This window comes from Stutzerimonas stutzeri, from assembly GCF_013522825.1.
Lineage (GTDB): Bacteria > Pseudomonadota > Gammaproteobacteria > Pseudomonadales > Pseudomonadaceae > Stutzerimonas > Stutzerimonas stutzeri_AK.
Window position 1 is genome coordinate 15,067 of sequence record NZ_JAAMQZ010000049.1, and the last position, 13,336, is coordinate 28,402.

12 protein-coding genes are annotated in these 13,336 nt (G+C 61.1%); 7 read left to right on the forward strand and 5 right to left on the reverse strand.

What is annotated here, in order from left to right; translation table 11 throughout:
* Window positions 1-131: 131 nt before the first annotated feature.
* From G7020_RS21255 to G7020_RS21265, 3 genes are all read right to left on the reverse strand, one after another.
* The gene (locus tag G7020_RS21255; RefSeq protein ID WP_181086958.1) at window positions 132-1,427 is read right to left on the reverse strand and encodes an NAD(P)/FAD-dependent oxidoreductase; all 1,296 of its coding nucleotides are present in this window, start codon (window positions 1,425-1,427) and stop codon (window positions 132-134) included.
* Window positions 1,428-1,487: 60 nt separating this feature from the next.
* Entirely contained in the window at window positions 1,488-1,661 is a 174-nt protein-coding gene (locus tag G7020_RS21260; protein WP_181086959.1) for a DUF3094 family protein, read from the reverse strand.
* A gap of 90 nt (window positions 1,662-1,751) precedes the next feature.
* Window positions 1,752-4,025 carry a DUF1631 domain-containing protein gene (locus G7020_RS21265; RefSeq protein WP_181086960.1) on the reverse strand — a complete coding sequence of 758 codons (2,274 nt, stop codon included), beginning with the start codon at window positions 4,023-4,025 and terminating at the stop codon, window positions 1,752-1,754.
* A 329-nt stretch (window positions 4,026-4,354) separates the two neighbouring features.
* Between G7020_RS21265 and nadC the strand changes: the two genes are divergently transcribed.
* A complete protein-coding gene (gene nadC / locus G7020_RS21270) occupies window positions 4,355-5,203 on the forward strand; it encodes a carboxylating nicotinate-nucleotide diphosphorylase (RefSeq protein WP_181086961.1) in 849 nt (282 codons plus the stop codon).
* A gap of 186 nt (window positions 5,204-5,389) precedes the next feature.
* On the opposite strand, the gene G7020_RS21275 is transcribed toward nadC, so the two are convergent.
* Window positions 5,390-5,818 (reverse strand): ZapG family protein, encoded by a 429-nt coding sequence (locus G7020_RS21275; RefSeq protein WP_181086962.1) that lies wholly within the window; start codon window positions 5,816-5,818, stop codon window positions 5,390-5,392.
* 390 nt (window positions 5,819-6,208) lie between these two features.
* Here G7020_RS21275 and G7020_RS21280 point away from each other — a divergent pair, with 390 nt between their 5' ends.
* The 3 genes from G7020_RS21280 (at window position 6,209) to zapE (ending at window position 9,497) form a co-directional block, all read left to right on the forward strand.
* On the forward strand, window positions 6,209-6,838 hold the full coding sequence (locus G7020_RS21280) for an alpha/beta hydrolase (protein WP_181086963.1): 630 nt from the start codon (window positions 6,209-6,211) through the stop codon (window positions 6,836-6,838).
* A gap of 59 nt (window positions 6,839-6,897) precedes the next feature.
* On the forward strand, window positions 6,898-8,256 hold the full coding sequence (locus tag G7020_RS21285) for a tryptophan--tRNA ligase (RefSeq protein ID WP_181086964.1): 1,359 nt from the start codon (window positions 6,898-6,900) through the stop codon (window positions 8,254-8,256).
* Between the two features lie 146 nt (window positions 8,257-8,402).
* A complete protein-coding gene (gene zapE / locus G7020_RS21290; RefSeq protein ID WP_181086965.1) occupies window positions 8,403-9,497 on the forward strand; it encodes a cell division protein ZapE in 1,095 nt (364 codons plus the stop codon).
* A gap of 110 nt (window positions 9,498-9,607) precedes the next feature.
* Here the strand turns inward: zapE and G7020_RS21295 are convergent, their stop codons facing one another.
* Window positions 9,608-10,600: a GlxA family transcriptional regulator gene (locus tag G7020_RS21295; RefSeq protein WP_181086966.1), complete on the reverse strand. Its 993-nt coding sequence runs from the start codon at window positions 10,598-10,600 to the stop codon at window positions 9,608-9,610.
* Window positions 10,601-10,759: 159 nt separating this feature from the next.
* Between G7020_RS21295 and nfi the strand changes: the two genes are divergently transcribed.
* From nfi to ampE, 3 genes are all read left to right on the forward strand, one after another.
* Entirely contained in the window at window positions 10,760-11,485 is a 726-nt protein-coding gene (gene nfi, locus G7020_RS21300) for a deoxyribonuclease V (protein WP_181086967.1), read from the forward strand.
* A 71-nt stretch (window positions 11,486-11,556) separates the two neighbouring features.
* Window positions 11,557-12,108, forward strand: coding sequence for a 1,6-anhydro-N-acetylmuramyl-L-alanine amidase AmpD (gene ampD, locus G7020_RS21305; RefSeq protein WP_181086968.1), 552 nt, complete (start codon window positions 11,557-11,559; stop codon window positions 12,106-12,108).
* A 26-nt stretch (window positions 12,109-12,134) separates the two neighbouring features.
* Entirely contained in the window at window positions 12,135-12,971 is an 837-nt protein-coding gene (gene ampE / locus G7020_RS21310) for a regulatory signaling modulator protein AmpE (RefSeq protein ID WP_181086969.1), read from the forward strand.
* Window positions 12,972-13,336: the final 365 nt, after the last annotated feature.

The window sequence follows — 13,336 nt, forward strand, 5'->3', positions numbered from 1 at the left end:
GAAAAAACCGGAAGTTCCGAGAGGAACTTCCGGTTTTTTTATGCCTGCATTTTTCTTCGCAATCACGACACATCATTGGCCGCTCTTGAGCCGCTCTTCCCGCTCGTTATGGGAAGCGCGAGCGGGCGCAATCAGTGCAGCTTGAGGCGCGGTGCCGTACTGGTGCTGAGCTTGTCGCCGATCATCATCAGGGCGGTGCGAGCGACGCCATACAGGGCGATCTGATGCATCCGGTAGAGTGAAATGTAGAACATCCGCGCCAGCCAGCCTTCGAGCATGATGCTGCCGGTGAGGTTGCCCATCAGGTTGCCGACGGCTGAGAAGCTGGAGAGGGAAATCAGCGAGCCGTAATCGCGGTAGCGGTAGCTGGGCAGGTCCTTGCCTTCGAGTCGCAAGGCCAGCGACTTGGCCAGTAGCGAGGCCTGCTGATGTGCGGCCTGCGCCCGTGGCGGTACGTTGCGGTCGCTGTCCGGTTGCGGGCAGGCCGCGCAGTCGCCGAAGGCGAAGATGTCATCATCACGAGTGGTCTGCAGGCTGGGCCGAACCACCAGTTGATTGATCCGGTTGGTTTCCAGGCCGTCGATCTCGTGGAGGAATTTCGGGGCGCGGATGCCGGCTGCCCAGACTCTCAGGCTGGCGGGCACGAAATCGCCGTTCTCGGTACGCAACCCATCCTTGGTCACTTCGCTGACGGCAGCGCCCGTGAGGACGCTCACCCCCAGCTCCCTGAGCGTCTGATGCACGGGCTGGCTGATGCGTTCAGGCAGCGCCGGAAGTACGCGCGGGCCTGCTTCTATCAGGGTGATGTTCATATTTTCCGGCTTGATGCTGTCCAGCCCGTAGGCGGCGAGCTCGTGGGCGGCATGGTGAAGTTCTGCCGCCAGTTCGACGCCAGTCGCCCCGGCGCCGACGATGGCCAGGTTGAGGGTTTCGTGTTGGCCCTCGCTGGCGTGGGCGCGCATGTAATGGCTGAGCAGCCGACGGCGGAAGCGCTCCGCCTGTTCCCGGGTATCGAGGAAGATGCAGTGCTCGGCTGCGCCCAGAGTGCCGAAATCGTTGGTGGTGCTGCCGACAGCGATAACCAGGGTGTCGTAACCGAGCGTGCGTGCGGGCACCAGTTCGAGACCCTGCTCGTCCAGGGTGGCGGCAAGGTGTATGTATCTGCCTTCACGCTCCAGGCCGCACATGCGGCCCAGCTGGAACTCGAAGTGATTCCATTTGGCTTGTGCCACATAGTTGAGCTCGTCGGCCGAGGAGTTCAGCGAGCCGGCAGCGACTTCATGCAGAAGCGGTTTCCAGATATGCGTCAGGTTGGTGTCGATCAGGGTGACGCGGGCTTTGCCGCGCTTGCCCAGTGTTTTACCCAGGCGGGTAGCAAGCTCCAGGCCGCCGGCGCCGCCGCCGACGATTACAATGCGATGGGTCATCAGAAGAACTCATAAAGGTTTTGCGGGATTCGGTCGAGCGCCTGGGGAGCGCAGAATCGCTCATGACACCAGGCGGCTGAGGAGGCGGCTGAGAATGCCCAGACCAATCACGACGACCAGAACCAGAAGGAGCAGAAGCCAGGGCCGAAAAGGCTGGCGCTCGACCTGGTGCTGAGGAGCGCTGAGATACTGGTCAACGCGTTTCTGGTCTTCAGGATTAAGACGGCTGGGCATGAGCACCTCGAATGGTATGCAGTCATTCTAGCCTTGGGGCGGGAAAAGCCAATCCTGCTTGTGTACAAAGCCTTGCGCCGTGCGAAAGTACTAGCGATTGCTGCCCCTCAGTTGGCGCAAGTTGCCGATGACCGATTCCAGTGCGCGATCGAACAGCAGGGTGTCGTTGAGCAGGCGGATGGCGCCGCGGCGAAATTCGATGGCAAGCCCCAGGCGGGTCTTTTCCAGTACTTTCATGCCGGTGCGGTTGACGAAGATGTACTTGCCGGTGGGTTTGATGATTGCGGCCAGTTTGCAGCGCAGCTTGTGCTCTTCGTCCTCCTGAAACTCGACCCAGCTGCCGACCCGCAGGTTGTCGACCTGGGCCAGTGCTTCGTCGCTGTCGGCCAGGTCGATCTCGGGCTCCAGTTCACGACTTTCGCCGGGGGCGAGCAGCACGATTTCGTCGACCACTTCGACCATCGCCGGTACTGCAGTGGCTTCGGAGGGGGTGTCTTGCGGCAGTTCGGGGCTTTGTTCGGTGATGCTGTCGTTGCTGGCAGGTGCCGGTTGTGCGGGCTGCGACGATTGGCTGGTCTGGTGCAGCGTCTGCACATGCAGGGCTTCGAGTCGGGTAAAGAAGTCGCTGGTCGAGAACGGATCGAACGCGGCGCTGGTCAGGCCGTCGCGCAGGCTTTTGAGCAGGCTCGGAACCAGTGCCAGCAGGCGCTCACGCGATTGCGGATCGTCGTGTGGCTCGACGCTCCAGATCAGGTCATCCATGGTCGCCAGGGTTGCCTGCCATTGCTCGGAGTGGGTGCCGTACTTCAGGCAGGTGAGCAGCAGAACTTTGCTCCAGGCTTCCTGCAGGAGGCGTACCACGACCTCGGGCAGGGTTTTGCCGAGCAGGCGCTGGTTGAGTGCGTGCTCGACTTCCTGGCGAGCCACTTCCGCCTTGGCGCGTCCTTCTTCGGCATCACGGGTGCGTTGTTCGAGCAGTTCGCTGCGGCGGCGCTCGTCGCCGGTGAATGCGAGGAAATCGGCAAGCAGCTCGGAGAAGATGACAGGATCATCAACGAAGTCGTTCAGCAGACGCGACACGATCTGTTCGATCTTCTGGTAAAGGCTGTCCCGCTGGGTTTCGTCCTGTTCGACCCAGCCCATCGCGGCGGACGCTATTTCGTTGAGCAGGCGGCGGGCCGGATGGCTGCCGCGGCTGAAAAAGGTCTTGTCCAGCACCGCGACCTTCAGCAGCGGGATCTGCAGGCGGCCAATCAGGGCCTTGAGCGAGTCGGGCAGGGTGCGGTCATCGAGAATGAACTCGAACAGCATCGATACCAAGTTGATGACGTCCTCGTCCACCTCGCCGACAATCCGCGATTTGCCGCTCTTGGCGCTGACCCGGTGCAACAGGTGCTCGAGCTGGTCCTGCAGGCTGTATTCATCGATCTGCTGTGGCGCGCGCGCCTGCAGGTGCGAGAGCAGGCGCATCAGGTCATTGCTGGAGATCGGCACGGCATCACTGGAGATGTTGCGTGCCGGCAGGGCGCTGCCGCGCAATTCCGCAAGCAGGGTTTGCAGCGCGCCGAAGGCTTCGTGGAAGCCCTCTTCGGGATACTCGGGTGTACCGCTGAAAGTATGTGCCGGCGAATTGCTTCCCGGTGTCGCCGGGCGATTGCCGGTCTTGCGGGGTGGGGTGGAGTGCAGCTCCGGCAGTATGCCGGCAGCCATCAGGGTCTGGTTGGCTTCGGCATAGAGCTGGGTGAGGTCCGTCAGTACGTAGCGCTCGAACAGCTTGAGAATGATCAGCTTGACCTTGATCTCAACGCCAAGGCTGCGGCAGGCCTCAAGAAAGTTTTCGCATAGCTGCTGGGGGCCGAGCGGGTTGCTCTTGTCGTCGATTTTCCTGCTCACCAGGACGTTCATGCGAGTGGTCAGGTGGCTAAGCGGTTGGGCGGCGCGACTCATGACCTTGGCGACCATGGTGTCGATCGCCACCGATTCTTCCAGCTCGTCGTTCTGCACCAGCGCCAGGCTTTCAAAGGAGGCTTCCGGCTGTGCGGGCCTGCCGATTTCATACTGGTTGAGTCGGGTGAAAGACTCGAAGAGCTGCTGCAGAAAGCCGCGCTCGATGCTGCGGCGCTTCATGCGCAGGTCACGCATGGCCTCGAAGAAGGCATTCTGCTCGACGTTGCTGGTGGCCCGGTCGGCTATCTCGAAAAGCGAATCGTCGGCGTTGTCGAGCAAGGTTTGCAGTGCCAGTCGCAGTTGCTGCGCCGCCTGATCGCGCACGCTGATGAGCGCGACAGGCAGTCGACCTGCCGAGGGTGTCGCCTGGTGCTCTGCAGTGGCCTTCAGGTGCACCACTTTCGCATCGGTTCGCATCGAGACTCTCCCGAACGCCCTGGTAAGGCGATCACAATGCCTGGCATGCCGCTGTGGATAGTAAAGATAGCGGCCTGTGAGTAGCTCTCGCCACTTTTATGGCGTCAATTTATAGAAGCATTATATGTCTTCAGATGCTGCTTAGTAGTCCGGGCATTGCTTAGACATGATGCAGCTCACAGATGCTCCCGCGAATTCCGGCGGACGGTCACGAAATACTACCGGCGGTGCCTGTTTCGGGGAACCTGTGGCTTTTTGCCAGTCTGGCTGGTCCTGCGCGACCATCGGATGAGGCTTTATACTCATGCCGAATTCTATGGGAGTCTGTCGTGACCAATCTCACTCTTGCTGACCTCGGTGCTGAAATCGAAATCAACGTGCGCAAGGCCCTGGCCGAGGATATTGGCGCCGGGGATATTACCGCTCAGCTGATTCCGGCTGAGCGGCTGGCCCATGCGAAGGTGATTACCCGGGAAGCAGCCGTGATTTGCGGGACGGCCTGGGTCGATGCCGTATTTCGCCAGCTGGACCCTCGGGTCGCGGTGCATTGGCAGGTTGTCGATGGCGAGCGGGTGGCGGCGGATCGTGTGCTGTTTCAGCTTGAAGGGCCGTCGCGTGCGCTACTCAGCGGTGAGCGAGCCGCGTTGAATTTCCTGCAGACGCTATCCGGCGTTGCAACCCGGAGCCGGCACTATGCCGATCTTGTCGAAGGCACGGGTGTGCAACTGCTCGATACCCGCAAAACCATTCCCGGCCTGCGTCTGGCGCAAAAATACGCCGTCACCTGTGGGGGGTGCCACAACCATCGGATCGGGCTTTACGATGCTTTCCTGATCAAGGAAAACCATATCGCCGCCTGTGGTGGAATCGCCGAGGCCGTCGCGGCGGCGCGTCGTATTGCGCCCGGCAAGCCGGTGGAGGTCGAAGTAGAGAGTCTGGACGAGCTGGAGCAGGCGCTGCGTGCCGGCGCTGATATCGTCATGCTCGACGAGCTGAGCCTGGATGATATGCGCATCGCCGTGGGGGTTGCGGCGGGGCGGGCGAAGCTGGAGGCTTCGGGTGGGATCGATGATGAAAGTCTGCGCAGAGTGGCCGAAACCGGCGTGGACTATATTTCGATCGGCGCCCTGACCAAGCATGTCAGGGCGATCGATCTGTCGATGCGCTTGCAGCAGTGAAAAAACTACCTGCGTTGGCAATACGGCGTTAAAAACAGGCTCGGACTGCTCATTTAGACCACTGAACTCCGCGTCCTCGCCTGTTTTTGCCTTGTCTTGCCTGCCTCGCCTACGTTTTTCAATAGGCCTGATGATGTGCTTAAAAGCCGGCGGCCCACCTGAGGTGTGCCGCCAATTGCGTTGCGATCAGTGCTTCTTCAGGCCGAAGTTCTCATGCAGCGTGCCCGGCGTATCTCCGTCCTTCGGGGCGTAATCCTTCGGTGGCTCGGTGAATGCCGGTGAGTCCAGGCGTTCACGGGGCGTGTGGGTTTCCTGGCTGTGCAGTGCGGTGAGCAGGCGCTGACGGGTCTGTTCGTCGAGCGCGAGCTTGTCCGCACCCTCGGACAGGTGGTTCTGAATGTCCTGATGGCTTGCCGTCAGTTTGCGCAGCAGGCTGGCGGTGGTATTGAAGTGAGTCACCACTTCGCTTTGATAGGTGTCCAGGCGCTCCTGCAGCTCATCCACCTGGTGCTGTGTGCTGTTGGGCGCGCTGTTGCGCGATATCAGATAACCAATAGCGATACCGACGATCAGGCCGGCAATCGGGAGCAACCAGGTCGCGAGGTTCTGTTCCACGAGTTTTCCTCTATATAAACGGCTGTGCTGTTCAGGCCGGGTAAAACACCGCGAAGGCGTCGACGGTGACAATCGGACACTGCTGCGCCCGGTGTCGCTGACTGTATCGCCTGAGGCGGGTGGTTTTTCCACGGCCTGATACGTTAACGTCTCGTACCTGCCCTGTATACCGCGACGCAGCGCGGCGGTCATCATCAGGTGGCTCGTAAGCAGGCTGTTGAAAAACGTAGGCGAGGCAGCCAGTGCAAGGCAAAAACAGGCGAGGAAGCGGAGTTTAGTGGTCTAAATGAGCATTCCGAGCCTGTTTTTAACGCAGCAATGGCAACGCAGGTAGTTTTTCTCAGCCTGCCAGCAAGACGAGTCAACTTGCCACAAGGTCACGGAGCCATTTTGTTGAAACGCGAAATCCCCATTTCCATCGAAGGGCCGACCGGCGTGCTGGAAGGCCTGTATTACGACCAGCCCGATGCGCGAGGGCTGGCGCTGGTCTGTCACCCCAACCCGGTCAAGGGCGGGACCATGTTGAACAAGGTGGTCTCAACCCTGCAGCGCACCGCGCGCGATGCCGGCTACGTCACGCTGCGTTTCAATTATCGCGGCGTCGGCGGCAGTGGCGGCAGCCATGACATGAATACCGGTGAGGTCGATGACGCCGAAGCCGCGCTGCGCTGGCTGCAGGCACAGCATCCGGGGCTGCCGTTGACGTTGCTGGGCTTTTCCTTTGGCGGGTTCGTCGCAGCGGCGCTGGCGAGTCGGGTAGAAGCACGGGACGAACGTCTGGAGCGGCTGTTCATGGTGGCGCCAGCGGTTTCACGACTGGAGAGCGGAGCAATGGCCGAGCACTGCACCCTGACCATCGTTCAGCCCGACGATGACGAGGTGATCGATCCGGCCTCGGTGCATGCGTTCTCCGCCACGCTTGAACGCCCCCACGAATTGCTGAAAGTGGCAGAATGCGGCCACTTTTTCCATGGCAGGCTGGTGGAGCTCAAGGAGCTGGTTGCGCCCCGCTTGAACTAGCAGGTTGTTGCACAACAGCGAACTCCTGAGCCGCCTGCAGACTTAATCGAGATAACCCTATGAAAACCCGCATCCTTACCGGCATCACCACCACGGGCACGCCGCACCTGGGCAATTATGCCGGGGCCATTCGCCCGGCCATTTTCGCCAGTCGCGCAGCCGATGCCGATTCCTTCTATTTCCTCGCCGACTACCATGCGCTGATCAAGTGCGACGAGCCGTTGCGCATTCAGCAGTCTCGCCTGGAAATCGCCGCGACCTGGCTTGCCTGTGGCCTGGATGCCGAGCGGGTGACCTTCTACCGTCAGTCCGATATTCCAGAAATTCCCGAGTTGACCTGGTTGCTGACCTGTGTCGCCGGCAAGGGCCTGCTCAACCGCGCGCATGCCTACAAGGCCTCGGTGGACAAGAACCTCGAACAGGGCGAAGACCCTGACGCGGGCATCAGCATGGGGCTGTTCAGCTACCCGGTGCTGATGGCCGCCGACATTCTCATGTTCAACGCGCATCAGGTGCCGGTGGGTCGTGACCAGATCCAGCATGTGGAAATGGCGCGCGATATCGGCCAGCGCTTCAACCACCTGTTCGGCAATGGCCGGGAGCTGTTCACCCTGCCGGAGGCGCTGATCGAGGAAAGCGTAGCGACCTTGCCGGGGCTCGACGGGCGCAAGATGTCCAAGAGCTACGACAACACCATCCCGCTGTTCGCCAGCGTCAAGGAGCTGAAAGGCACCATCGCGCGTATCGTCACCGACTCGAAGCTGCCCGGTGAGCCGAAAGACCCGGACAGCTCGCATCTGTTCACCCTCTACCAGGCTTTCGCCACACCGGCGCAACTGGCCGGGTTTCGCGCCGAGCTGCTGGCTGGACTGGCCTGGGGCGAGGCCAAGCAGCGCCTGTTCCAGCTGCTCGATGACGAACTGGGCGAGGCGCGGGAACGTTATCATGCGCTTATCGCCAAGCCCGGCGAGCTGGAGGATATCCTCCAGGCCGGCGCGGCCAAGGCGCGCAAGGTGGCGACGCCGTTCCTCGGTGAGTTGCGTGAGGCAGTGGGGCTGCGCAATTTCCGCAGTGAAGTGAAAAGTGCCGGCCCGGCCAGGAAAAAAGGCGGCAAGGCGGCTCGTTTCGCCAGCTTCCGCGAAACCGATGGCAGCTTCCGCTTCCGCTTCTTCGCCGCCGATGGGGAAGAGTTGCTGCTGTCGCGTCCGTTCAGCGATCCCAAGGCCATAGGCGTGCTCAGCCAGCGCCTGATCGGGCAGGGTGTCGATGCGCTGGAACTGCGTGCCGATGAAGACGATCAATTCACCCTGTGGCTCGATGGCGAATGCATCGCCGATAGCCCGCGCTACGCCGACGAGACCGCGCTGGAAGCCGCCATGCTGCGCCTGCGTCAGGCCATGGCGACACTTGCTGTTTAGTTTGGCGGGTTTGGCTGCCGGTCATTATCTGACCGGCGATTTTCCGTCATCACCGGAGGTCAGCTGTTTTGAACGATCTGCGCAAATTGCCATCCGCTGAGGGCGCGGCTAAAGTAACGCCCCCGTTTCACTACCCAGACCCGGCCATGACACCTCTCGAGCGCTATCAGGCAGACCTGCAACGTCCAGATTTCTTTCACGATGCGGCCCAGGAAACAGCCGTTCGTCACCTGCAGCGTCTGTACGATGACCTGGTCGCGGCGGAGCGCACATCCTCCGGCCTGCTGGGCAAGCTCTTCGGCAAGAAACAGCAGGGGCCGGTCAAGGGCCTGTACTTCTGGGGCGGTGTCGGTCGCGGCAAGACCTATCTGGTCGATACCTTCTTCGACGCGCTGCCGTTCGAGCAGAAAACCCGTACCCACTTCCACCGCTTCATGAAGCGTGTGCACGAGGAAATGCGCACCCTCAAAGGCGAGAAGAATCCGCTGACGATCATCGGCAAGCGCTTTGCCGAAGAGTCCAGGGTGATCTGCTTCGACGAATTCTTCGTTTCCGATATCACTGACGCGATGATTCTGGCGACGCTGCTCGAAGAGCTGTTCAAGAACGGTGTGAGCCTGGTCGCGACTTCCAATATCGTTCCCGACGGCCTCTACAAGGATGGCCTGCAGCGTGCCCGCTTCCTGCCGGCCATCGAGCTGCTGAAGCAGCATACCGAGATCATCAACGTCGACAGCGGCATCGACTACCGTCTGCGGGCTCTTGAGCAGGCCGAGCTTTATCATTTCCCGCTGGATGCCGAGGCGGAGCAGAGCCTGGAGAAGAGCTTCCGCAGCCTGCTGCCGGAACAGTGCCGAGTGCAGGAAAACGATGCACTGAACATCGAGAACCGCGAGATCGTTGCGCGCAAGACTGCCAGCGGCGTCGCCTGGTTCGAGTTTCGCGAGCTCTGTGATGGACCGCGCAGCCAGAACGATTACATCGAACTGGGCAAGATCTTCGATACGGTGCTGGTCTCGAACGTTGAGCGAATGGACGCCTACAAGGACGACATGGCGCGACGTTTCATCAATATGGTGGACGAGTTCTACGACCGCAGCGTCAAGCTGATCCTCTCCGCCGAGGTCGAGCTCAAGGACCTCTATGCCGGCGGGCGCCTGGAGTTCGAATTCCAGCGCACCCTGAGCCGCCTGCTGGAAATGCAGTCCCACGAATACCTGGCGCGACCGCATAAGCCTTAAAAGCCGATAAAAGCGCTGGAGGCTGGACGAAAAAGCTGGGCAAGTATTGTCACGGGCCTGTCCAGCCTCCAGCCTCCAGCCTCCAGCCTCCAGCCTCCAGCCTCCAGCCTTCAGCCGTTCTTGTGCCGGTACTGCTGCCGATACTGGTTCGGTGACAGTTCGGTGTGGTGGCGGAACAGGCGGGCGAAGAAGCTGGCGTCGTCGTAGCCGACTTCATAGCTGATGGTCTTGATGCTCTTGCGCGTGGTCGAAAGCAGGCTCTTGGCCGTTTCGATGCGCAGCCGCTGCAGGTAATGCAGCGGTTTGTCGCCGGTGGCGCTCTGGAAGCGGCGCATGAAATTGCGGATGCTCATACCGTGCTCGCGGGCCACGTCTTCGAAGCGGAATTTCTCCGCGAAGTGTTCTTCCAGCCATTCCTGTATCTGCAGCACGCGCGTATCGAGGTGCAGTTTCTGGCCGCCGAAGCCTATGCGTCCCGGACTGTAGTTGCGCTGCACCTCGAAGAGAATGTCGCGCGCCATGCCCCGGGCGACACTGGGGCCGCAGAAACCCTCGACGAGATGCATGTAAAGATCGCACGATGAGGTGGTGCCGCCGGCGCAGAAGAGGTTGTCACTGTCGGTCAGGTGCTTTTCCAGGGTGAGCAGTGCGCGAGGGAAACGCTCGGCAAACTCACCGGCGAAACGCCAGTGAGTGGTGGCTTCGCGCTCATCGAGCAGGCCTGCGGCGGCCATCCAGAAGACCCCGCTGGCTTCTCCGCAGATGGCACTGCCGGCGGCGTGACGCTCCTGGAGCCAGGGGGCGACCTGTGGATACTGCTGGCAGAGTGTGTCGAAATCTCCCCAGAACGCCGGCAGAATCACCGCATCGGTCGCCTCAAGCGCGCCGTCTACTTCAATGCGGGAACCGTTGAATGTCGTGACCGGATTACCGTCAGGGCTGACCAGCCAGGTTTCCAGGGCGGGCGTCAGGCCCAGGCCGAGCTGTTTGCCATAGCGCAGGCTGGCCATATGGAAAAAATCCTTGGCTTGCATCAGGGTGGAGGCGAAAACGCCTTCGGTGGCCAGAATGCTGACGCGTTTCAAAGCGTGTGCGTTGAGCATGGTTTCTATTCTGCAGGTCGTTATTTTTATTGAATGGCAAGGTATATCTGCCTTCATTAGGCAGGAGCGTCTTATTTTTTCGGCTGAGTGTCCAGTCACATCGACTCGGAGCGGCGAAATACGGTCCTGTCGTTGTCCATCCGTAACGGAGGATTTTCTATGACTTCAACAGTGCCACGTCCTTATGCCGACGCCTTTTCGGGCTGGGATGGCAGCACCGCGGCGGCGCGTGAGATGCAGAAAGAGCTGGCCGGCAAGGTCGTGCTGGCAGACGACTTCGGACCGTTGCAGCTGATTGCCGGTGTCGATGTCGGCTTCGAGGAAGGCGGCGCGGTGACCCGTGCGGCAGCCGTGCTGCTCGATGCGCAAACCCTGGTTCCGGTGGCGCAGGCGCTGGCGAGGATTCCCACCAACATGCCCTATATTCCCGGTCTGTTGTCCTTTCGCGAATTGCCGGCGGTGTTGCAGGCGCTCGACGCGCTCGGGCAGGTGCCGGATCTGATCTTCTCCGACGGCCACGGCATCGCCCATCCTCGCGGACTGGGTATCGCGGCCCACCTCGGTGTAATCACCGGATTGCCGACCATCGGGGTTGCCAAGAAAATACTCACCGGCCAGCACTCGCCACTCGGCGAGCGGCGCGGCGATCAGGTCGATCTGCTGGACAGGAACGGCAACATTATTGGCACCGTGCTGCGCAGCAGGGACAAGGTGCGTCCCCTGATCATTTCGCCAGGCAACCGGGTCAGCCTGGAGACTGCGCCGCAACTGGTGATGCGTTATGTCACCCGCTACCGCCTGCCGGAGCCGACCCGCCTGGCCGACCGCCTGGCCTCGCGTCGCGATGAAAAACGTGCAGCTACCCAGCCACTTCTGGATTTGTAATGACAGCCTGCTTGCGGCCTGCCGCCAGCAGGCGCTAGCCTGCAGGGCCGCAATAGCCAGGATTCGCCGCGATGCAGCTGGATCACGCGACAGGCTGGTGCCGAGGTATCCGCCATTGTCCCTCGCCTAACTTCAATCAGCGCCCGGATGGTGAAATCTCGCTGCTGGTCATCCACAATATCAGCCTGCCGCCGGGGTGCTTCGGTACGGGTAAAGTGCAGCAGTTCTTCCAGAATTGCCTGCCAGCGGGCGAACATCCCTTCTTCGAGGACATTGCCGCCTTGCAGGTGTCGGCGCATTTCCTCATCGAGCGCGATGGCGCGGTCACCCAGTTCGTCTCCTGCCTGGATCGCGCCTGGCATGCAGGTGTTTCGCGTTTTGGCGAGAGCGAAGGCTGCAATGACTTTTCCCTCGGTATCGAGCTGGAAGGGACCGACGATGAGCCTTTTTGCGAGGCTCAATACGACAGCCTGATCCGCCTCTGCACTCTGTTGCGACAGGCCTATCCGGCCATCACGCCAGAGCGGATCTGCGGTCATAGCGACATCGCGCCGGGCCGCAAGACCGATCCAGGACCGAAATTCGACTGGTCGCGCCTGCGGGCGGCTGCGATCATCGCCTGAATCCGTCCCGTCCAAGGACCTGATACATGATTTTTCTGGTGGTTTTGCTGGTACTGCTGATCGAGAAGCTCACCGATTGGCGACAGGATGTGCAACAGGACGAGCCCTGGTTGCGCCTGCTGCGGCGCGTCGAGGCCAGTTCCAGGCTGGCGGCGATGCCCTGGCTGGGGCTGTTGCTGGTGGTATTGCTGCCTGTGCTGTTGCTCGGGCTGCTGTTGATGGCGCTGGAGCCGCTGGCCTATGGCTGGCTCAGTCTGCCGCTGCATCTGCTGGTGCTGCTCTATAGCCTTGGTCGCGGGCATGCCAAGCGCGAGCTGGGACCGTTCCGCGATGCCTGGCGACGTGGCGATGAGGAAGCTGCGGCACTGGTCGCCGAGCGTGATCTGGGCCTGACTGCGGCGGATGCGCCAGGTCTGCTACGCGCCGTGGAGGCGCGGTTGCTCTGGGGCAGCTATCAGGGCTTCTTTGCGGTGATTTTCTGGTATCTGCTGCTGGGACCGATGGCGGCGCTGGCCTATCGACTGCTGGTCCTGACCTGGGAACATGCACACACGGACGCCATGCGTGAGCGGGCCGGTCAATTGCTGCACGCCTTCGACTGGCCAGCGGTGCGTGTGCTGCTGCTCAGCTTCGGCCTGGTCGGCAATTTCGTCGCGGTCAATCGTTTCCTGTTGCATGAGTTGCTGAACTGGGACATTCAGGCTCGGCAATTGTTGACCAATATCGGTCCGGCTGCCGCCGAACTGGGCGAGGCGGCGGAGGGTGAAGCGGGGCTCGTCCGGCTCGATAACCTCACGGCCTTGCTGATGCGCACGCGTATGCTCTGGTATGCGCTTATCGCGCTCTGGGTCATCTTCGGCTAGGTTCGCGGCGGAAGTTGCGAAGCCTCTCGGGTTACGCCTTCAAGCCGTCGGATTACGCCTGCGGCTAATCCGACCTACGGGAACGGGCCATGCCCGTGAAGTGATTCCGCAGCGGAGCATGGGCCTTTGTTCGCAAGCATGCCCGCACCTACGGGGATGCAGCTCTTCGAGCATCGATTAGGCTTTCGGATCGTCGGATTACGCTTTCGGCTAGGGCCTGTTAACGCTACTGGCTTGGCGGCGAGTAATGCGGGATACTTCGCGCATGATGATCACACCCGAACAATTCTCCGCCATTGAACATTGCTTCCCGCGCCAGCGCGGCAATGTCAGCTTGTCGAACCTGGATGTCCTGAATGCGATCC